Origin of the sequence: Microbispora sp. NBRC 16548 (assembly GCF_030268985.1) — a bacterium.
GTDB classification, from domain to species: Bacteria; Actinomycetota; Actinomycetes; order Streptosporangiales; family Streptosporangiaceae; genus Microbispora; species Microbispora catharanthi.
The window spans coordinates 138,840-156,245 of sequence record NZ_BSSF01000004.1 but is presented as its reverse complement, the minus strand read 5'-3'; the positions used below and the strand labels follow the sequence as shown (position 1 = coordinate 156,245).

Sequence of the window (17,406 nt, the reverse complement as noted above, 5' to 3'; positions counted from 1 at the left end):
GCTGGGCTTTCGCCTTGCGCGGCCGAGAGGACTCGAACCCCTAACCTTCTGATCCGTAGTCAGATGCTCTATCCATTGAGCTACGGCCGCTTTGCTGTCTGTTCACCTGCGGTGCCCTGCAACGGGTGTAACTCTACCAGACCCGTCACCCCTGCTTGCGCCAATAAGTCGCTCCGCCCCCGGTCAGGCCGACTCCGTACGCACGGAGCGCGGCGAGCGGACGGACCGAGGGCGCGGCGGAGTCACTCCTGGGGAACGAAGAGCGTGAGCATGTCGGCGATGCACGCCGGCCTGTCGACTCCCTCGACCTCGATCGTGACGCGGAGGTTCGCGAGGGTGCCCGAAGGAGTGCCCTTGACGTCGGTGACCTCCGCCCCCGCCCGCACGCGGGACCCGACGGGAACCGGCCGGGGGAAGCGCACCTTGTTCAGCCCGTAGTTGATCGCCATGCGCAGGCCGTCCACGCGGTACAGCTCGCCGAGCAACGACGGCAGCAGCGAGAGCGTGAGGTATCCGTGGGCGATGGTGCCGCCGAACGGGCTGTCCTTCGCCCGGTCGGGGTCCACGTGGATCCACTGGTGGTCGTCCGTCGCGTCGGCGAAGGCGTTCACCCTCTCCTGACCGATCTCTCGCCAGTCGCTGTACCCGAGATGCTCGCCCTTGGCCGCCTTGAGTTCGGCGAGGTCCGTGAAGATCCGCATGACCGCACCCTATTCACGCGAACCCGGGACCGGCAGGAATCGGGGGACTCGGAGCGCGTTGCCGTCCACACTGGTTCCATCGGGGAGCGAGCGAGGGTCGCCACTTATGGCAACACACACATAACTGTCGGTGACGAACGGGTCCTGACCTGCGGGGTATCAGCACAAGGCGGGGTGCACGCCGGAACACACCCCGACGTGGAGGAGACGTGGACGAGCAACCCGGCTCACCCGGCAAGCGGTATCGGCTCCGCGGACTCATCGCGGTCGTGGTCGCGGGTCTCGTCTGCTGGGCGCTCATCATCCTGCTGCTGGTCAAGCTGTTCGGGTGAGCCTGCGGGAGGGGACGTGCCGGCCGGAGACCAGCCCCGGCCGGCACCGGTCGTCACTCACCGCTCTGAATGCTCTCGACCAGGTTGAGATGCTCCTGGACCACCGGCTTGGCGTCCCGGGCCAGATTCTTCACGTCCTGGGAAGAACCGGTCGAGATCTCCTTGTCCAGGAAGTCCAGGGTCTTGCGGTGGTCCTTGACCTGCGCGTCGATCCACGCTCGGTCGAACGCGGTGCCGCTGTTGGCGGCGAACCGCCGCAGTTCGGCCTGCTGCTCCTCGCTCGGCCGGCTCGGCAGGTCCACGCCCAACTGTTCGGCCACCCGCTTGAGCTGGCCGTCGAGAGAGGTGTGGTCCTCCACGAACTTCCTGCCGGCGTCCCTGACCGACTGCTTGCCGGCCTGCCGCTCGGCGAGCTGCCCGCCCTGGATCTCCGCGAGGTTGTCCTGGTGCGCACCGACCAGGAATGCCTTGTCCTGGTCGCTGACATCCGGCGGTGCCGCGTACCCTGCGGTGACCCCTGACAGCGCCGCGACCACGGCCGCCACCAGGACGATGAGCCATCTCAGCATCAGATCCCCCGATCCTTCACCGGACGGCCGAGCACCGGCTGATCGGCCTCGACCATCCGGGCATGACGCTTCAAATGCCTCATACCCATCAGCCGCGCCTCTCGTACGGCTCAATCCGTCACGGGCCGATAGCCCCTCACGTAGTCGACCACGAACTCCTTGGGGTAAGGCCCCATCCGCTCGGGCCCCTCCGCGTCGGGAAACTCGTAGATCCCGAGCATGAGCTGCATCGGATAGTCCGGCGACTGCCGGATGGTCTTGACGTGCCGGCCGTCCACGAAGAACGTCACCCGATCCGGGGTCCACTCGACCGCGTACACGTGGAACTCGCGCGCGTCGATGGGGAGGACCTCGGCGGCGAACTCGTCGGTGATCGTGGGATCGCCGAACGGGTGGACCCCCATGCCGACCGCCGCCGCGTCCGGCCGCACGTCACGCCCGAAGATCTCGCAGACGCAGATCTCCGCGGACCGCTCGGGCGCGTCCTCGAAGCCGATCATCCAGAGCGCGACCATGGCGCGCGGATCGTCGGTGGCCCGGGCACGCATCTCGATCAGGCCGAAGTGCGGGGTGTAGAGCCGCGCCTCGTCCTGCGCCTCGCGGACGACGGCCCGGCCGCCCCGCCCGTGCTGGCCGACGACGCTGCCCACCGGCCCGGAGAACACGCCTGTCTGCAGTGAGGACACGCGCATCCGGCCCTCCGTCTCCGGCGACCACGGCGGCTGATCCTCCTCGATCAGCAGGCGCAGGCGACCGTCGCCTACGCGATATCGGGCCGCCGAGGCGGCGCGTGTGGTCCATTGGGGCAGATAGCGCGGGATCCAGCGATTCTCGTCGAGCCCGTCCCCGTCAAAGGTGTCCTCGAACTCCAGCACGTAGCCGGCCTTCGTCGTCGAGTCCGGCGCGTACGTACCGTTTGCGGCTTCGCTCATGCGTCAATCCTGGATCGATCTATAGAGGAACGAAGCACACCCCGGGGCATACGGAAAAAGACGACGGGAGTTCACCAATCTCTACCTTGGTTCGTCCCGGTTTCGAGGTGATGCTGGCGAATGTCTGTCCCCTCGCCCCCACAAGGAGGTCTCGTGCAGACTCCGCGACGCTCCCGGCCGTCCTGGCCGGGACGGCTCACCATTGTGATCGCCGCCATCGTGTCCCTCACCGGAGTGACCGGCACCGTCCCCGCCCACGCATCGGTCTACAGCTCCTGCACCATCTCCCGCTGCGCCGACGCCCGCTCGGCGAACACGATCTGGGCCGGGAAGGGCTATCCCACCAGCAGCGGCTGGTACTCCTGGCCGGACGGCAAGTACAACTACACCGGCGGGCGCTTCTACAACCGCGAGGGCCAGCTTCCCAGCGGCGCCACCTACTACGAGTACGACGTCTACTCCCGCGCCTACGGCGCCTCGCGTGACGCGTACCGGATCGTCGTCAACCGCAGCACCGGCGTGACCTGGTTCTCGCCCAACCACTACACCGACTTCTACAGGCTCTAGGACTTCTCATGGCCTCCGCCGCGCGTCCGCTGCCTCCGTGGCTCACGGTGACCACCGATCCGGCCCCGGCGGTCGTCGACGGGCGGGCCTGCCAGACCCGTGCCGCCTTCTTCGACGAGGTGGCACGGGCCCTGCGCCTCCCGGCGTACTTCGGCCGCAACTGGGACGCCCTCACCGACTCCCTGCGTGACATCGGGCCGGTCCACCTGGCCGTGGAGCACGCCGAGGAACTGCTCGACGCCGAACCTCCCGGGCAGTTCGCCACCCTGCTGGCCGTCCTCGCCGGCGCCGCCGAGGCCGGGCTGACCCTGACCCTCCACACGGACCCCGCCCACGCGCCCCGTCTCCGCCACCGGCTGATCGACGCCCTGCCCTGATCGCCCGTACGATCCCCAAGCCGGGAGGAGAACGGGGCCATGCTGGATCCGATCATCAACTTCGCCGTGAGGGGAGCCCTCGACCCCCTGAGGCTGGGCATGCATCGATCGGAACTCCTCGCCGCACTCGGTCCGCCCCAGGGCACCACGGGACAGCCGGAGGGGAAGCCGGTCATGTGGTGCTATGACGACCTGCAGATCGGGCTCTCGGGGCACCACATGGTGTGGTACATCGCGCTCGAACCATCCGGCTCCCGCATCACGCTGCCTGCGCCGATGCGTCCCGGGCCGATCGAGGCCCCCGCGAAGGACGCCCTGCTCCGCGATCTGGCGTCGCGAGGCGAAGCCGCAGAGGAGTGCGCGCCGTACGCACCGGGCGAGCTCTGGTGGCGAGTCCCCGCGTCAGGAGTCCTGATGTCCTTCTGCGCGGACGGACCACTGGACAACATTCATATATCCGACAGATCCCTCCTCCTCTGATCCGTGGATCGTCATGTGGAAGGCGGGACGAGGAGTGCCTCGGCGCCGATGGGAACGTAGCCCGCGGCGAGGAACGCCCGTACGCTCGCGGCGTTGCCCGGAGCGATCTGCGCCCAGAGCGGGTGCGCGGTGAGATGCCGGGCCGCACGGGCGAGGGTGCGGCCCAGGCCACGCCCACGGCCTTCCGGCTCGACCTCGAGCGCGACCTCCCACCGCCCGCCCACTCCCCGTCCGATGAGTACGAGCCCTCCCGGGCACGTCCAGACGCGTACGTCGTCGCGGTAGCGATGGGCGCGCTCGACGCGTGGATGGGCCGCGTCCGTGACTTCGACCAACTCGATGGGCGGGGGACCTTCGGCGGGGGCGGCCAGGGCGAGCATGTCGACGTTGTTGACCCGGCGTCCCGTGCGTTCTTCCAGGTCTCCCAGGAAAGGCGGGTTGAGCGGCGCCGACAGATCGTCGTCGGGCAGCCGGGACCTGATCCAGTCCTCGCCGACATCGGCGAAGATCACGTTGTGCGCGGTGAAGGCGATGACTCCCGCATGACGTGCGGACGGCTGCGGAACGATGGTCGGCCCGGCACCCGGCTCGGGCAGGTGCCCGCCGGCCGCACGAGCGAGGACGTCAGCCAAGGTGATCACCGGGACACGGTAGCCACCACCCGCAACGCCGCTCAAGACGATCTCGTCCAGCCGGCGGCACGCCGACCGGTCGGCCGGCGCCGCCACCGGACACCGCTCGACCGCTCAGCCGGCTCCGGCCCTGCCGTCACCAGGGCACGGGCCCGAAGCGGTCGATGAACCGGCCCGTTCCGCCGTCGGCTCCCTCGGTCGCGAGCGTCACGATCGCGTCGGTCCCCTCGGTCACGGTCTGGGGGCCGCTGTGCCCGTTGAGGTCGGTCGCGGTGTAGCCGGGGTCGGCGGCGTTGACCCGGATGCCGGGCAGCGCCTTCGCGTACTGCGTCGTGAGCATCGTCACCGCGGCCTTCGACGACGTGTACAGCGGTCCCACGACCGTCGATTCCACCCGCTGCGGGTCGTGGGTCAGCGCGAACGACCCCGTGCCGCTGCTCACGTTGACGATCGCCGGGTGCTCCGACTCACGGAGCAGAGGCAGGAAGGCACTCGTCACGCGGACGATGCCCACGACGTTCGTCTGGAAGACCTCGAGGGCGTGGTCCGCGGTCAGCTCGTCGGCGGGCACGTGCGGGCCGAGGATCCCGGCATTGTTGATCAGGATGTCGACGCGGCCCTCGTGCGCGGCGACGTCGGCCGCCGCGGCGGCGACGGACGCGTCGTCGGTGACGTCGATCCGCACGAAGCGTACGCCGAGCTTGTCGGCCGCCGTCTGGCCGCGTTCGGTGTCCCGGGCGCCGAGGACGACGGTGTGGCCGAGGTCGACGAGGCGGCGGGCGGTCTCGAACCCGAGGCCCTTGTTGGCCCCGGTGATGAAGGTGATGGTCATGTGCCGAGCGTCGGCTCTCGGGGCGCGGGCAACCAGGGAGAGCTCGCCGGTAGGAAAGGCAGTACCACCCTGGCGTCTCACCGCCGGTCTCACCGCCGACGCAGAATGAGCGCATGACGACAGACGAGACGAGCCTCGGCGCGACGATCCGCGCCTGGCGCGACCGGCTCTCCCCCGCGGCTGTCGGCCTGCCCGCCGGGCGTGTACGCCGTGCCGCCGGGCTGCGCCGCGAGGAACTGGCCGACCTCGCGGGCGTCTCGGTGGACTACGTCGTACGGCTGGAGCAGGGCCGGGCGACCACACCGTCGGCGCAGGTCGCCGCCGCGCTGGCGCGGGCGCTGCAGCTCGACCGCGCCGAGCGCGATCACCTCTACCGGCTCGCCGGGCTGCAGCCGCCCCCGGACGGCGTGATCAGTGATCACATCCCGCCCGGGATGCAGCGTGTGCTCACCCGGCTGGGCGACGCGCCGGTCGCCGTGTTCGCCGCCGACTGGCGGCTGCTGTGGTGGAACCGCAGCTGGGCGGCGCTCCTCGGCGACCCCTCCGTGCTCGCGCCGGAGGAGCGGAATCTGGTGCGCTCGCGTTTTCCTGTTCCGTCCGATCGGGGGCGCCTCGCGGCATGGCCCGTCGTCTCGGAGAACGCGGAGGCGACCGACCGGGCCATCGTCGCCGACCTGCGCCGCGCCTCCGGCCGTTACCCACAGGACGCGCGCCTCAGCGGGCTGATCCGCCGGACGCTGGACAACCCGCGGTTCGCCCGGTTGTGGCACTCCGGCGCGGTCGGCAGGCACGCCGAGGACCGCAAGACGATCCGGCACCCGGCGGTCGGGGAGATCACCGTCGACTGCGACGTGCTCTCCGACTCGGACACCGACCTGAAGATCGTCGTCTACACGGTCGTCCCCGGCAGCGAAGACGAGACCAAGCTCGACCTCACCCGCGTCGCCGGTGTCTTGGCCCCGCGATTGTGACGGCTCCGTCGTTCAGTCCTCGCGGCGTACGAGCTCGGGGCGGAACGCGATGATGAGGCCGAGCGTCGTGTAGCCCACGAGCAGGTGGGCCGCACCGACGACGTCCGACACGGAGGTGCCGAGGATCGCCATGGTCGGGAGGGTCACGACCACCCAGCTTTCGGCGACGAGCGGCCAGAAGCGGGCCGCTCCGCGCCACCGTCCGCTGACGGCGACCTTGACGCCGATCACGAACATGCCCAGCATCGACAGCGGCCAGAACGCGTCGAGGATCCCCATCCACACGCTGTCACGCTCGGAGGGCAGGAACGCGTGGGTAACGCTCCACGCCATGGCCAGGGCCAGCAGCACCCGCTCGACCTGCAGCATGGTGCGCGCCACGCGGCTCACTCCGGTCGCGCGGGTACGGACCATGATCGCAAGGAGGCACCAGGCGCCGAGCTGGAACGCCAGAGCGCCCAGGTCTGTGATCTTGGTTCCGATTTCGGTCGCCGGGTTGAAGCCGTAGACGAAGCTGACGGCCGACCAGGCCAGCGCCCCGGTGGAAAGGCCCAGGGCCAGCCGGCGTACGGCCGTCTCGGCGAGCGGCGTGGACGGGGACGCTCCGGCGGTGTCGGCACTGCGCTGGGCGTGCATGGACGAGGTCTCGGTCATCGTTGTTCCTTGGCTGAGAGGCTCGGAGGCGGCGGCGGTCGCCGCGGCAACGAGGACGATCCTCATGAACGACCGACCCAGACGGTCAGGGCATCGTGTCCCGATTCCCGGCATCTCTCGTGTCCCAGGGCAGGTGGGACCCCCGTCCTAGGGACATCGGCCACCTGCTGGGGCACACTTTCCTGGTGCAGATTGTGACGGTTCGTCGGCCTTCGCGCCTGAGCCTCGGGCCTGTGCTCTTCGCGATCGCCGTGACCGCCACACCGGTGGCAGCACTGATCGATCTGCGGGTGCCGCAGGCCCACCGTGCCGTGCTCGAACTACAGCCGGGCGGGTTCGACGCGATAGCGGGTGTCGCACTGGCCGCGGCCGGCATGGTGGTGCTCCGCCGTTGTCCGCGCCATCCCCTCGGCCGCCTGATGTCGGCCTTCGGCGCCTGGTGGGCGCTGGACGGCGTGACATCGTCGTGGCTCGCCTACGCCACCGCGCACGATCCCGCTCTCCCCGGCGCGTCCGCGGCCTTCATCGTCTACGAGCGGCTCGGCGCGGGCCTGGTGCTGCTGCTCCCCCTGGTGCTGCTGCTGTTCCCGGACGGGAAGCTGCCCTCCGGGTGGTGGCGGGTCGCCTCGCTGCTCAGTCTCGGGCTGACGAGCCTGCTCCCGCTGGCCCTGCTCGCGGCGCCGTCCCGCATCGCCCAGGCGACCGCGGCATCCACCCCGCTGCCCGCGCCCCTGCGCAGGCTGAACCTCGAGGCCCTCTATCTCCCGCTGCCGGACGCCGTCTGGACCGGTGTGCTGCTGGTGGCACAGCTGTGCCTCCCGCTGAGCCTGGTCGCTCCGTTCGTCGTGGTGGTGCGGCGCTACCGTACGGTCACCGGCGTCGACCGCGCCCGGATGCGCTGGCTGCTGTGGGCGGCTGTGGTCGACCTCCCGGTCATGCTGACGTTCCGGCTGCTGCCCGGCTGGTTCGGCGCCGTCGGCCTGACCGTCGCCGTGGTGCTCACCGCCGCATCGGTCGCGATCGGAATCGTGCGGCCTGACCTCGTCGACGTCGACCGGCTGCTCGGCGGGACGCTGGTGTACGGCCTCCTGCTCACCCTGACGTTCGTCCTCGACCTGCTGGTCCTGGGCAGCGCCGGTCGACTGCTCGGGCCACGCCTGAACGAGGGGGAACGGCTGGTCATCGCCGTTTTCGCGGTCGCCATCCTGTACGCGCAACTCCGGCACCGGCTGTGGCGTCTGGTGCGACGCTGGATCGTCGGCGATCGGGACGATCCCTATCACGTGATGTCGGGGCTCGCCGAGCGGCTGGAGCGGACCGACGACTCGGAGGCGCAACTCGTCACGCTGGCCAAATCGGTGGCCCGGGCCTTCCGCACGCCCTACGTGGGCGTGGAGATCACCCAGGTCAGCGGCGAGGTGCTGCTCGTCGAGGACGGCGAGCGTCCCGCCGAGACGCAGGCGCTTCCCATCACCTATCGGGGCGAGATAATCGGGCGGCTGTTGCTGCCGCGCCGGGCCGCCCGCCGCCGGCTCACGTCCAATGACGAACGGCTGCTGGCCGACCTGATCCGCCAGGCCGCCGCGGCGTCCCGTGCCGTACGGCTCGCGGAGGAACTGCAGCGCAGCCGTGAGGGCATCGTGTCGGCCGTGGAGGACGAGCGCCGCCGCCTGCGTCGCGAACTCCACGACGGTCTGGGACCGGCCCTCGCGGCGGTCGCGTCCCGGATCGACACCGCCCGGATCACCGCCCGCAGGTCGAACGAGGACGCCGACCGCATCCTCGGCCTGGCTCGTCAGGAGCTCACCGGGATGCTCGCCGAGGTGAGGCGGCTGGTGCACGGCCTGCGCCCGCCCGCGCTCGACGACGTCGGCCTGGTCGGGGCGATCCGCCAGCAGGCGGAGCGGCTGCGCGCCCCCGGGCTGACCGTCCGGGTCGAGGAGCGGGGTGACCTCACCGGCCTGCCGGCCGCCGTGGAGGTCGCCGCCTACCGGATCGCGTCGGAGGCGATCACCAACGTGGTCCGGCACGCGCAGGCCGGCGAGTGCGTGGTGTCGCTCACCCGCGACGTCGAACGCGGGCACCTCGACGTGGAGATCGTCGACGACGGCGTCGGCCTCGCCGCCGAGGCGGTGGCCGGTGTGGGACTGGTGTCGTTGCGCGAACGGGCCGCCGAACTCGGCGGGTCGTGCACCGTCACCTCCACGGAGCCGGCCGGTACGCGGGTGTGGGCGCGGCTGCCCGTCACATCGTCCGGGCAGACGCCCGTGCTCACGGCCACAGGAAAGGTGGGAGATGACTGGTAAGCGGCCGGTGAGGGTCCTCGTGGTGGACGACCATCCGGTGTTCCGTGAAGGCTTCGCGGCACTGCTGAGCAGCATCGACGAGGTCGAGGTCGCCGGGACGGCCTCCACCGGCGTCGAGGCCATGCGGCAGGCCGCCGAGCGAGAGCCGGACGTGGTGGTCATGGACGTGCAGATGCCCGACATGGACGGCATCGAGGCCACCCGTCGCATCCTCGAGAAGCACCCGGAGATCGGCGTCGTGGTGCTCACGATGTCCGAGGAGGACGGCACCATCTTCGACGCGCTCCGCGCCGGTGCCCGCGGCTATCTGCTCAAAGGCGCCGAGCCGGACGAGGTCGTCCGCGCGATCACCACGGTGGCCGGCGGCGGCGTCGTGTTCGGTGCGGTCCTCGCCTCGCGCATCGCCGACTTCCTGGCCCCGAGACCGCAGGCCGGCAGCGTCTCGCCGTTCCCGACCCTGACCGCCCGGGAACACGAGGTGCTCGACCTGGTGGCCGCCGGCCTGTCGAACAGCCAGATCGCCGCGCGGCTGTTCCTGTCCCAGAAGACCGTACGCAACCACGTGCACGCGGTGCTCACCAAGCTCCAGGCCGCCGACCGGGCGGAGGCGATCATCCGCGCCCGCGACGCCGGCCTCGGCCGCTGATCGCCGCGGATGAGCCGGGTCTTCAGGCTTCTTCGGGGTCGCGTCCGAGTATCGACCGGCCTCCGTCGACCGGAACGGTCGCGCCGTTGATGAAGCTCGCCTCATCGGACAGCAGGTAGGCGACGGTGGCGGCCACTTCCTCCGGGCGTCCCACCCTGCCGACCGGGTGCAGCAGGCTCATCTCGTTCTCGACGCGTGCGGCCGCCATGGGCTCCTGACTGCGGAGGAACGCCTCATAGCGTTCGGTGCTGATCGAGCCGAGGGCGACGGCGTTGACCCGCACGCCGCGTGGTCCGTAGTCGACGGCGAGTGCCCGGGTGAGTCCTTCGACGGCGGCCTTGGCCGTCGCGTACGGCAAGGAGCCGCGCACCGGGCGCTGCGCCTGGTGGGAGGAGACGTTGACGATCGCCCCGCCCGCACCCGCGCTCAGGAAGCGGCGGATCGCGGTCATGCATCCGACGACCGCCGGGTTGAAGTTCGCCCCGATGAGATCCAGGACGTCGCGCGCCGACGGGGAGTCCAGTGACGCCTCGCGGAACACGGCGGCGTTGTTGACCCAGCCGGCGAGCGGGCCCGCTGCCTGCGCCAGGTCGGCGGCCCGCTCCGCGACGGCCTCGTCGGCGGCATCACCGGCCACCGCGATGACCCGGGAACCGGCCGGGTGGGTGCGGGTCCACTCGAGCGCCGACGGGTCGAATTCGATCACGACGACGGTGCCGGTGTCTTGAAGGAGTCGTTCGACGAGCGCACGTCCGACGCCGCGGCCACCCCCGGTGACAACGTACGAAGAGCCCACATCCGCCCCTTCCGTGGATCGAGATCTACGTGGCCGGCGAACGACATACCCTGATGACCCACATATAGATCATCATTGCTATTTGCGCGCCTCCGCCTCCTCCACCACGTCCCTGCGGCTGTCCGGCGGGCTGACCCTGGCGATGAGAATCCGCGGCACCTGGGCTCGAAGTAGTGACCCTTGGGCTTGGCGCAGGCGCCGGTCACCACGTGCACCTGATCGGCGCTCCGGTAGACCCGCCAGGTGTGGGGGATTCCGGAGGAGAGGCTCCTGATCGTCGACCAGTGGGCCTCGCCATGGCGCTGCAGAACGCCACCTGGAAGAGCTGGCTCAAGGTCTTTTCAGCCCCTCGACTGGGCTCGATCACGGGCGCCGCCTGTGGCTCGCGCGGGCGACCGGTGTGCGACGGCCCGAGAGGCCTACAAGACTTCCTTCGCCTGCCGGGAACAGCCGGTCAGCGCGGCCGCGGTCAGGGTGAGGTGCCGGGCCAGCACCTCGGCCGCGGTGTCGGCGTCGCGGGCCAGCGCCGCCTCCTCCAGCCGGCGGTGCTCGCCGACGGCGTCCCGATCGGGATTGCGCTGCGCCGCCCAGCGGCGAGCCAACTCGCTCGCGGTCCACATCCGGTCGAAGGTCTCCAGCAGGACCGGGTTGCCGCAGCCCTCCAGCAGGGTGCGGTGGAAGACCCGGTGGGCCTCGGACCATGCGCTGCTGTAGTACTCGCCATCCTCCGGCACGAACGCCGGGGTGCGGGCCAGACGGTGGTGGGCGGCTCGTACGCGGGCCTCCCAGTCGACGTCACCACGCTCGATGGACATGCGCAGCACGACCGGTTCGATGGTCCGGCGGGCCTCCGCGATCTCCTGCCAGCGGCGATCGGAGAAGGCCGGGACGGCGAAGCCGCGGTTGGGCAGCCGGTCGGCGAGGCCCTCGCCGACGAGCCGTACGAGCGCCTCGCGCACGACGGCCAGACTCACGCCCTGCTCCTTGGCGATGTCCTGCGGTTTGAGAGCGTCACCGGGGGCGTGGTCCCCGCGCATGATCGCGTCCCGCAGGTGTGCGTAGACCTGTTCGGAGAGCATCTGCTTGCCCGGGGAGGTCAGGGGGTGGGCCGTCCGAGTCATGCGGTCAGCATAGACGATTCGACAAATAATCGATTATCCGTGTTATGGTCGATTGCGACGAAAGACGCCGGCATGCCTCTTCGCGGACCGCGGGCTCTCCGTCGGCCGCATCACCGTCACCCCGCAGCACGACCGGAAAGGAACGACGCGATGAGCGCCAACAACCCCTTCGCCCGCCTCCCCGAGGCGGCTTCCTTCACCGTCACCAGCACCACCGTCACCGACGGCGCCGCCTGGCCGCCCGAGCAGTTCTCCTCCGGCGTCCCCGGCGGGAAGGACATCTCCCCGCAGTTGTCCTGGAGCGGCGCCCCCGAAGGCACCAAGAGCTACGCCGTCACCGTCTACGACCCCGATGCCCCAACCGGGTCCGGCTTCTGGCACTGGGCGGTCGCCGACATCCCCGCCGCCGTCACCGAGCTGCCCGAGGGCGCCGGCGACGACACGGGCTCGGGCCTGCCCGAGGGCGCCTTCCAACTGCCCAACGACGTCCGCGCGGCCCGCTTCATCGGCGCCGCGCCGCCGGCGGGGCACGGCCCGCACCGCTACTTCGTCGTGGTGCACGCCCTCGATGTCGAGTCCATCGGCGTCCCGGCCGACGCCACCCCGGCCCTCCTCGGCTTCACCATGGCCGGCCACACCCTCGGCCGCGCGGTCCTGACCGCGACCGCCGAAACCCCCGCCTGACGGACAGCACGTCCGGACTCATCGATACCACGGAATGGCAGAACCACTCCCTTCGGTGCTGCTCACCGGGGTTGGGGCCGTAGCCCGTCGAGAATGAGCTGGGCGATGTGCGCGGAGCGCTCGCGGCTGGTTTCCGCGCCGGCGTGGCGGATCGCGGCGAAGGCGCCGGCGACCAGTGCCATCACCTCGTCGACGGTGAGGTCGGGGCGCACGGCGCCGGCCGCGTGTGCGCGATCCAGCAGGTCCGCGACATGGCGCGTGAGATCTGCCGCGACGTCCGGGGCGGCGGTGCGCAGGTCGAACTCGGCCGCCACCAGCGCGCTCTTCACCGCTACGTTCTCGGCGCCGCTGGCCATCATCGCGGACAGCAGCGTGAACAGGGCCGCGGGATCGCCGGTGGCGGCAAGTGCTTGTGCTTCCGCCACCAGTTGCCTGAGCTGGTCGGTCGCGACGGCGAGATAGAGCGCTTCCTTCGTCGGGAAGTGTCTGTGAACGGTGCCGGGGCCAACGCCCGCGCGGCGGGCGATCTCGTCGAGCGAGACACCGAGACCCTCCGTCGCGAACAACTGCTGGGCGGTTCGCAGGACACGCTCGCGATTGCGGCGCGCGTCGGCCCGCAGCTCCCGGTCGCTCCCGTGAGCTGCCGCCGGGTTCGCCGGGGCTGGCTGAGGCGGCTGGCTGGACATGTCGATATCAGCATAACCGGGGCGCCGCACCGAATAGTATGGCCACAACCGGGGCGGCGCACCGGTTAGAGCTCGCGCCGCTCATCATGACCCGATCCGCCGGCCACGAGGAGACCACGCCGATGACCACACGCGAGGACGCGACCGCCCTGGTGCGGCGGATGCAGGAGTGCTTCAACAGCCGGCAATTCGACCAGGCCGCCGACCTGCACACCCCCGGATTCTTCAGCCATCCGCTCGGCACACCGGGGTTCGAAGCGGGCAAAGACGCCTGGCGCGCGCTCGTCGCCCGGTTTCCCGGCGTACGTGTCGTCGCCCAGGACATCCTGGTCGACGGCGACAAGGCCGCCGTCCGCTCGACCGTCGAGGGGATCACGGCCCCGGACGGCGACGCGCAGCCCATGCTGTTCGAGATCTTCCGCATCGACGACGGCCGGTTCGCGGAGATGTGGGGGGCCAGCACGGGATTCCCGCCCGCAGCCAGCCCCGAGGATGTGACCGCTAGAGCGGGCTCTTGATCTGATCGGGCTCCTCCCTCAGCCACTCACGGCCCGCGCTCCCCAGCTCTGCGCCGTCCCGGAGCCGGAGCCCCCGCCGGAGGCGCTGAGGATTGCGGTTCAGTGTCGGCTCCAGATGCGGTGGGTCTCGAGTGCGTCGGAGAGTTCCTGGGCCACTTCCGGCGAGCCGGCGGAGAAGAATGCGCGCTCCAGGATCGCCGCGGGTGCCGTTCCCCTGATCCAGTTGTCGAGGAGCACGTACCACTCGGCGTTGTGGGCGACGCTGACGGTGAAGTCGTGCATGAGCCACGCCATGTGACGGGCCGCCGCCTCGGTGGTGTTCGACTCCCACTCGGACAGGCAGGGACCCAGATCCAACTTCAGGACATCGGCGATGATCTCGATCAAATCCATGCCGTCGACGTCACGCGGATAGTGGTTCAGGGTGTGCCGCCACCAAGCGCCGACTGTGCCGATGACGGCTTCCCGCTCGATCTTTCTCCAGCTTTGCCATCTGACGCCGACGCGCAGCATCAAGGAGCGGGCGTGAAGGCCGTCGAGCTCTTCGAGGATGAGCAGCTCCAGTAACCGGGGCAGATAGTGCTTGAACTCTTCGACGTCTCCCCATGTGTACAGGGCATTCCAAGCGTAGGGCTCCAGTGCGGATGCGGTGAGCATGCGGAGGGGTGCGGCACGCACCGCGCGAACCCGCTCAGCTGACACGCAGTGGTCACACACGTCGGCCTTGGCTGGAAGCGGATACCGAGAGAAGGCCGCATAGAGAGCCTCCAACGCGCGGTCGAGATCAGACGGCGTGTCCATGCTCGGATGCTATTGCGCGGCCGCTGGGGCGCCGGAAGCTGTTTCCGCTCATCAAGTGGAGTGGTAGGCATCGCCGTAGACAGGGAGAGCCCTGCCCCAGCTCGCCCCTGAGCGTCCGGCGCATGCGGGCCGCCCGCTGAGGCGAACTGCCCGGGCTCCTACCTCAGCCGTAAGCCCGCACTCCCCAACTCGGCGCAATCCCGGAGCCGGAGCGCCCCTGTCGGAGACATATCTTGAGGGAACTTCAGCGCCAAGGGAACTCCGAAACTTCAGGCCACAAGAACGGCAGTCGATCTCACTTAGGGTGATGCCATGCCCAAGATCTTGATTACCGGAATGTCGGGCACCGGCAAATCGACCGCTCTACAGATCTTGGGCTTGCGAGGGCACCAGGTTGTGGACACGGACTACGGCCATTGGAGCCGCTGGATCAATCTGCCGGACGGCTCGTCGGACTGGGTATGGCGCGAGGAGGCGATCGCTGATCTGCTCGCCGGCCACAAGCAGGGTGGCTTGTTCGTGGCCGGCTGTAAGAGCAACCAGGGAAAGTTCTATCCACAGTTCGACCACGTCGTGTTGCTGAGCGCACCCGCAGAGGTGCTGTTGGCCCGAGTCACCGCGCGGACCAACAATCCGTACGGCAAGCGGCCAGAGGAACGAGACGCGATCCTGGAGAACCTTCGCGTTGTCGAGCCGTTGCTGAGGGCTACCGCGACCATGGAAATCGACACGCGCGCTCCGATGGCGCAGGTCGTCGAGCAGCTTGAAGGGCTTGTCTAGCTGCAGTCCCGCAATGAGGGGCCTTGGTACGTTCTGGGCAGACTCGAATGCCCGCGGCCCGAGTGGCGGACGCGCGCGAGAACGGCCCTCAGGCCACACGCGCAGCGTGCAGCCCGCAAGCTCGGGCCGAGAGGTGGCGCGGAGTGCCACCCTTGATCATTCCGCTCCTCGGCACCTTCGGCCTGACCGTGGCCATCGACAACGTCACCGTCGACGGGCAGATCGACCTCAACAGGCCCGGCCTGCGCGTCATCTGCGGCCCCCGCATGTCCGAGGCCATGCGCCAGGCGTACGACGCCGACCCGGTCATCCACTGGGACCGCGACGATATCGGCTGGAAGCTCGTCGACACGCGCACCGGCCGCGAGTACCGGTCCGGCTCCCGACTCGACCCTCAGCAGCCGACCGACTCGGCCTTCCTCGGTCGGCTGCCCCACCCGGACGGCAACGGCTCATTCCTGGCCATCGCCGGTATCCACCCCAACGGCTCCCTCGGCGTCATCCACCTACTCGCCAACGAGATCGCCACCTTGTGGGGGCAGGTCGGCGACCGCCGCTTCTCCTGCGTGGTCGGCGTCGAATACGACCCGCAAACCGGGGAACCAGTGCGGGCGGAACTGGCCAGCCCGCTCAACCGGCACGAGGACACCTGATGCGCGTCGCCTTCGCCAGCGAACCCGCCTACCCCGACCGGCCCAACGAAGACTTCATCGGCGCCACCGCCGACGCCGTCGTCCTGCTCGACGGCGCCAGCATCCCCCCAGGTGTCACCTCGGCCTGCTCGCACAGCGTGCGGTGGTACTCCCACACCCTCGGCTCCACCCTGCTCGCCGAGATGACCCAAAGCGCCGGCCCCCTGCCCGAACTCCTCGCCCAAGGCATCAAGCACGTCACCTCACTGCACGACTTCACCTGCGACCTGACCCACGGCGGCTCCCCCTCCGCCACCGTCATCATGCTCCGCCAGGTCGCCAGCCAGTTGGACTGGCTCGTCCTCGGCGACTCCACCCTCATCCTCGACACCGGCGCAGCCGAGCCGGAAGTGATCTGCGACGACCGGCTAGAACAGGTCGCCGCACCCCACCGCACCCGACTCGACAGCCTGCGCGGCGGCACCCCCGAACACGCCGAAGCCCGCCGCGAGTACGTCGAAACCCTCGGCCAATACCGCAACCGCGACGGCGGCTTCTGGGTCGCCTCCACCGACCCCCTCGCCGCCGACCAGGCTCTTATCGGCACCATCCCCGCCGACCAGGTACGCGCCGCGGCCCTACTAACTGACGGGGCCGCCGACGCCGTCAGCCGCTACCGGCTCATCACCTGGCGGCAACTCCTCGACGTCCTTACGCAGGACGGTCCGGCTGCACTAATCCGCAGAGTCCGCGAAGCCGAGCGTTCCGACCCCCACGGCGAACGCTGGCCGCGCAGCAAGACCCACGACGACGCAACAGCGGCTAACGTCATGGCCCATGAATAAGGTAGGGGCGAATCGAGTAAGTCTGTGAGCGACGACATCCTGTCGATCATTCCGACCGATCCGCACTGGCAACCCGCACGGGACGCGGCCGAACGCACTGCGGCACTAATGGCGGACCTGGCCCCGGGCGAGCCAGACGGCGTGGATGCCGAAGTAGACGTGGAGTGGCACGATAACATCGCCGTCATCGCCTGTGGCGCGAACCTGGAAAGGATCGGCTGCCCGCACTGCGGCACCTCGATCGACACCGAATGGTGGCACGATCTCCTGGAAGCCCACTCCGACGAGGGCTTTGCGAACCTCGCCGTCAAGGCCCCTTGCTGTGGTGCCGACTCATCGCTCGATGCTCTGGAATACGACTGGCCATGCGGCTTCGCCCGCTTCGAGATTGCCGTCTGGAATCCCCAACGCGCCTGGTTCAGCGACGAGGAACTAGCTGTCCTCGGTGCCGCGCTCGGACATCCCGTGCGACAGATTCGCGCCCATATCTGACGTTCTCATCTCACCCCGCTTCCCTGCTCTACAAACCTCCCCCACGGCTTTC

General features: G+C 69.7%; 23 protein-coding genes and 1 tRNA gene. 13 read left to right on the top strand and 11 right to left on the bottom strand.

Features of this window, described 5'->3' with window-relative positions; translation table 11 throughout:
• Nucleotides 1-17: 17 nt before the first annotated feature.
• Both QSK36_RS11875 and QSK36_RS11870 read right to left on the bottom strand, forming a co-directional pair.
• Nucleotides 18-90 (bottom strand) — tRNA-Arg (locus QSK36_RS11875).
• A gap of 152 nt (nucleotides 91-242) precedes the next feature.
• The gene (locus QSK36_RS11870; RefSeq protein WP_285782424.1) at nucleotides 243-701 is read right to left on the bottom strand and encodes a MaoC family dehydratase; all 459 of its coding nucleotides are present in this window, start codon (nucleotides 699-701) and stop codon (nucleotides 243-245) included.
• 209 nt (nucleotides 702-910) lie between these two features.
• Between QSK36_RS11870 and QSK36_RS11865 the strand changes: the two genes are divergently transcribed.
• Nucleotides 911-1,033 carry a hypothetical protein gene (locus QSK36_RS11865; protein ID WP_259404819.1) on the top strand — a complete coding sequence of 41 codons (123 nt, stop codon included), beginning with the start codon at nucleotides 911-913 and terminating at the stop codon, nucleotides 1,031-1,033.
• 53 nt (nucleotides 1,034-1,086) lie between these two features.
• Here QSK36_RS11865 and QSK36_RS11860 read toward each other — a convergent pair whose 3' ends face one another.
• Both QSK36_RS11860 and QSK36_RS11855 read right to left on the bottom strand, forming a co-directional pair.
• Complete coding sequence (locus tag QSK36_RS11860; RefSeq protein WP_183537849.1) at nucleotides 1,087-1,602, bottom strand: DUF4142 domain-containing protein; 516 nt, start codon at nucleotides 1,600-1,602, stop codon at nucleotides 1,087-1,089.
• Nucleotides 1,603-1,712: 110 nt separating this feature from the next.
• Entirely contained in the window at nucleotides 1,713-2,534 is an 822-nt protein-coding gene (locus tag QSK36_RS11855; RefSeq protein WP_285782423.1) for a glycoside hydrolase family 16 protein, read from the bottom strand.
• Between the two features lie 153 nt (nucleotides 2,535-2,687).
• On the opposite strand from QSK36_RS11855, the gene QSK36_RS11850 reads away from it, so the two are divergent.
• From QSK36_RS11850 to QSK36_RS11840, 3 genes are read left to right on the top strand one after another with little or no spacing between them, the layout of a single operon-like run.
• Nucleotides 2,688-3,101, top strand: coding sequence for a ribonuclease domain-containing protein (locus tag QSK36_RS11850; protein ID WP_285782422.1), 414 nt, complete (start codon nucleotides 2,688-2,690; stop codon nucleotides 3,099-3,101).
• 8 nt (nucleotides 3,102-3,109) lie between these two features.
• Nucleotides 3,110-3,478: a barstar family protein gene (locus tag QSK36_RS11845; RefSeq protein WP_285782421.1), complete on the top strand. Its 369-nt coding sequence runs from the start codon at nucleotides 3,110-3,112 to the stop codon at nucleotides 3,476-3,478.
• Nucleotides 3,479-3,517: 39 nt separating this feature from the next.
• A complete protein-coding gene (locus QSK36_RS11840; RefSeq protein ID WP_285782420.1) occupies nucleotides 3,518-3,958 on the top strand; it encodes a hypothetical protein in 441 nt (146 codons plus the stop codon).
• A gap of 11 nt (nucleotides 3,959-3,969) precedes the next feature.
• Here QSK36_RS11840 and QSK36_RS11835 read toward each other — a convergent pair whose 3' ends face one another.
• Nucleotides 3,970-4,599 carry a GNAT family N-acetyltransferase gene (locus QSK36_RS11835; protein ID WP_183537853.1) on the bottom strand — a complete coding sequence of 210 codons (630 nt, stop codon included), beginning with the start codon at nucleotides 4,597-4,599 and terminating at the stop codon, nucleotides 3,970-3,972.
• Between the two features lie 127 nt (nucleotides 4,600-4,726).
• Nucleotides 4,727-5,422 (bottom strand): SDR family NAD(P)-dependent oxidoreductase, encoded by a 696-nt coding sequence (locus QSK36_RS11830; RefSeq protein ID WP_285782419.1) that lies wholly within the window; start codon nucleotides 5,420-5,422, stop codon nucleotides 4,727-4,729.
• Nucleotides 5,423-5,535: 113 nt separating this feature from the next.
• Between QSK36_RS11830 and QSK36_RS11825 the strand changes: the two genes are divergently transcribed.
• Entirely contained in the window at nucleotides 5,536-6,393 is an 858-nt protein-coding gene (locus tag QSK36_RS11825) for a helix-turn-helix domain-containing protein (protein WP_285782418.1), read from the top strand.
• Nucleotides 6,394-6,405: 12 nt separating this feature from the next.
• Here the strand turns inward: QSK36_RS11825 and QSK36_RS11820 are convergent, their stop codons facing one another.
• Nucleotides 6,406-7,047, bottom strand: a complete 642-nt coding sequence (locus QSK36_RS11820; RefSeq protein ID WP_285782417.1) for a hypothetical protein — start codon at nucleotides 7,045-7,047, stop codon at nucleotides 6,406-6,408.
• Between the two features lie 233 nt (nucleotides 7,048-7,280).
• Here QSK36_RS11820 and QSK36_RS11815 point away from each other — a divergent pair, with 233 nt between their 5' ends.
• Together QSK36_RS11815 and QSK36_RS11810 are read left to right on the top strand one after the other, a co-directional pair.
• Nucleotides 7,281-9,353, top strand: coding sequence for a sensor histidine kinase (locus QSK36_RS11815; RefSeq protein WP_285782416.1), 2,073 nt, complete (start codon nucleotides 7,281-7,283; stop codon nucleotides 9,351-9,353).
• Complete coding sequence (locus tag QSK36_RS11810) at nucleotides 9,343-9,999, top strand: response regulator (protein WP_139573753.1); 657 nt, start codon at nucleotides 9,343-9,345, stop codon at nucleotides 9,997-9,999. Before QSK36_RS11815 ends, QSK36_RS11810 begins: the two co-directional genes overlap by 11 nt.
• A 22-nt stretch (nucleotides 10,000-10,021) precedes the next feature.
• Here the strand turns inward: QSK36_RS11810 and QSK36_RS11805 are convergent, their stop codons facing one another.
• Entirely contained in the window at nucleotides 10,022-10,795 is a 774-nt protein-coding gene (locus QSK36_RS11805; protein WP_285782415.1) for an SDR family NAD(P)-dependent oxidoreductase, read from the bottom strand.
• 419 nt (nucleotides 10,796-11,214) lie between these two features.
• Nucleotides 11,215-11,916, bottom strand: a complete 702-nt coding sequence (locus tag QSK36_RS11800; RefSeq protein ID WP_285782414.1) for a GntR family transcriptional regulator — start codon at nucleotides 11,914-11,916, stop codon at nucleotides 11,215-11,217.
• 150 nt (nucleotides 11,917-12,066) lie between these two features.
• On the opposite strand from QSK36_RS11800, the gene QSK36_RS11795 reads away from it, so the two are divergent.
• Nucleotides 12,067-12,600 carry a YbhB/YbcL family Raf kinase inhibitor-like protein gene (locus QSK36_RS11795; protein WP_285782413.1) on the top strand — a complete coding sequence of 178 codons (534 nt, stop codon included), beginning with the start codon at nucleotides 12,067-12,069 and terminating at the stop codon, nucleotides 12,598-12,600.
• Nucleotides 12,601-12,662: 62 nt separating this feature from the next.
• Here the strand turns inward: QSK36_RS11795 and QSK36_RS11790 are convergent, their stop codons facing one another.
• Nucleotides 12,663-13,286, bottom strand: a complete 624-nt coding sequence (locus tag QSK36_RS11790; protein ID WP_183537861.1) for a TetR/AcrR family transcriptional regulator — start codon at nucleotides 13,284-13,286, stop codon at nucleotides 12,663-12,665.
• 122 nt (nucleotides 13,287-13,408) lie between these two features.
• Here QSK36_RS11790 and QSK36_RS11785 point away from each other — a divergent pair, with 122 nt between their 5' ends.
• Nucleotides 13,409-13,804, top strand: coding sequence for an ester cyclase (locus QSK36_RS11785; protein WP_139573749.1), 396 nt, complete (start codon nucleotides 13,409-13,411; stop codon nucleotides 13,802-13,804).
• A 99-nt stretch (nucleotides 13,805-13,903) separates the two neighbouring features.
• Here the strand turns inward: QSK36_RS11785 and QSK36_RS11780 are convergent, their stop codons facing one another.
• A complete protein-coding gene (locus QSK36_RS11780; protein ID WP_285782412.1) occupies nucleotides 13,904-14,605 on the bottom strand; it encodes a hypothetical protein in 702 nt (233 codons plus the stop codon).
• A gap of 312 nt (nucleotides 14,606-14,917) precedes the next feature.
• On the opposite strand from QSK36_RS11780, the gene QSK36_RS11775 reads away from it, so the two are divergent.
• From QSK36_RS11775 to QSK36_RS11760, 4 genes are all read left to right on the top strand, one after another.
• Nucleotides 14,918-15,385: an ATP-binding protein gene (locus QSK36_RS11775; RefSeq protein ID WP_285782411.1), complete on the top strand. Its 468-nt coding sequence runs from the start codon at nucleotides 14,918-14,920 to the stop codon at nucleotides 15,383-15,385.
• A 152-nt stretch (nucleotides 15,386-15,537) separates the two neighbouring features.
• Complete coding sequence (locus QSK36_RS11770) at nucleotides 15,538-16,038, top strand: hypothetical protein (protein ID WP_285782410.1); 501 nt, start codon at nucleotides 15,538-15,540, stop codon at nucleotides 16,036-16,038.
• Nucleotides 16,038-16,862 carry a protein phosphatase 2C domain-containing protein gene (locus QSK36_RS11765; protein ID WP_285782409.1) on the top strand — a complete coding sequence of 275 codons (825 nt, stop codon included), beginning with the start codon at nucleotides 16,038-16,040 and terminating at the stop codon, nucleotides 16,860-16,862. The genes QSK36_RS11770 and QSK36_RS11765 overlap by 1 nt, the downstream gene beginning before the upstream one ends.
• Nucleotides 16,863-16,886: 24 nt before the next feature.
• Nucleotides 16,887-17,354 (top strand): hypothetical protein, encoded by a 468-nt coding sequence (locus QSK36_RS11760; protein WP_285782408.1) that lies wholly within the window; start codon nucleotides 16,887-16,889, stop codon nucleotides 17,352-17,354.
• Nucleotides 17,355-17,406 lie beyond the last annotated feature (52 nt).

Coding starts and splice junctions, on each gene's coding strand:
- QSK36_RS11870 (WP_285782424.1), bottom strand. CDS start 701: ATGCGGATCTTCACGGACCTCGCCGAACTCAAGGCGGCCAAGGGCGAG.
- QSK36_RS11860 (WP_183537849.1), bottom strand. CDS start 1,602: ATGCTGAGATGGCTCATCGTCCTGGTGGCGGCCGTGGTCGCGGCGCTG.
- QSK36_RS11855 (WP_285782423.1), bottom strand. CDS start 2,534: ATGAGCGAAGCCGCAAACGGTACGTACGCGCCGGACTCGACGACGAAG.
- QSK36_RS11845 (WP_285782421.1), top strand. CDS start 3,110: ATGGCCTCCGCCGCGCGTCCGCTGCCTCCGTGGCTCACGGTGACCACC.
- QSK36_RS11840 (WP_285782420.1), top strand. CDS start 3,518: ATGCTGGATCCGATCATCAACTTCGCCGTGAGGGGAGCCCTCGACCCC.
- QSK36_RS11830 (WP_285782419.1), bottom strand. CDS start 5,422: ATGACCATCACCTTCATCACCGGGGCCAACAAGGGCCTCGGGTTCGAG.
- QSK36_RS11825 (WP_285782418.1), top strand. CDS start 5,536: ATGACGACAGACGAGACGAGCCTCGGCGCGACGATCCGCGCCTGGCGC.
- QSK36_RS11820 (WP_285782417.1), bottom strand. CDS start 7,047: ATGACCGAGACCTCGTCCATGCACGCCCAGCGCAGTGCCGACACCGCC.
- QSK36_RS11810 (WP_139573753.1), top strand. CDS start 9,343: ATGACTGGTAAGCGGCCGGTGAGGGTCCTCGTGGTGGACGACCATCCG.
- QSK36_RS11800 (WP_285782414.1), bottom strand. CDS start 11,916: ATGACTCGGACGGCCCACCCCCTGACCTCCCCGGGCAAGCAGATGCTC.
- QSK36_RS11795 (WP_285782413.1), top strand. CDS start 12,067: ATGAGCGCCAACAACCCCTTCGCCCGCCTCCCCGAGGCGGCTTCCTTC.
- QSK36_RS11790 (WP_183537861.1), bottom strand. CDS start 13,286: ATGTCCAGCCAGCCGCCTCAGCCAGCCCCGGCGAACCCGGCGGCAGCT.
- QSK36_RS11785 (WP_139573749.1), top strand. CDS start 13,409: ATGACCACACGCGAGGACGCGACCGCCCTGGTGCGGCGGATGCAGGAG.
- QSK36_RS11780 (WP_285782412.1), bottom strand. CDS start 14,605: ATGGACACGCCGTCTGATCTCGACCGCGCGTTGGAGGCTCTCTATGCG.
- QSK36_RS11775 (WP_285782411.1), top strand. CDS start 14,918: ATGCCCAAGATCTTGATTACCGGAATGTCGGGCACCGGCAAATCGACC.
- QSK36_RS11765 (WP_285782409.1), top strand. CDS start 16,038: ATGCGCGTCGCCTTCGCCAGCGAACCCGCCTACCCCGACCGGCCCAAC.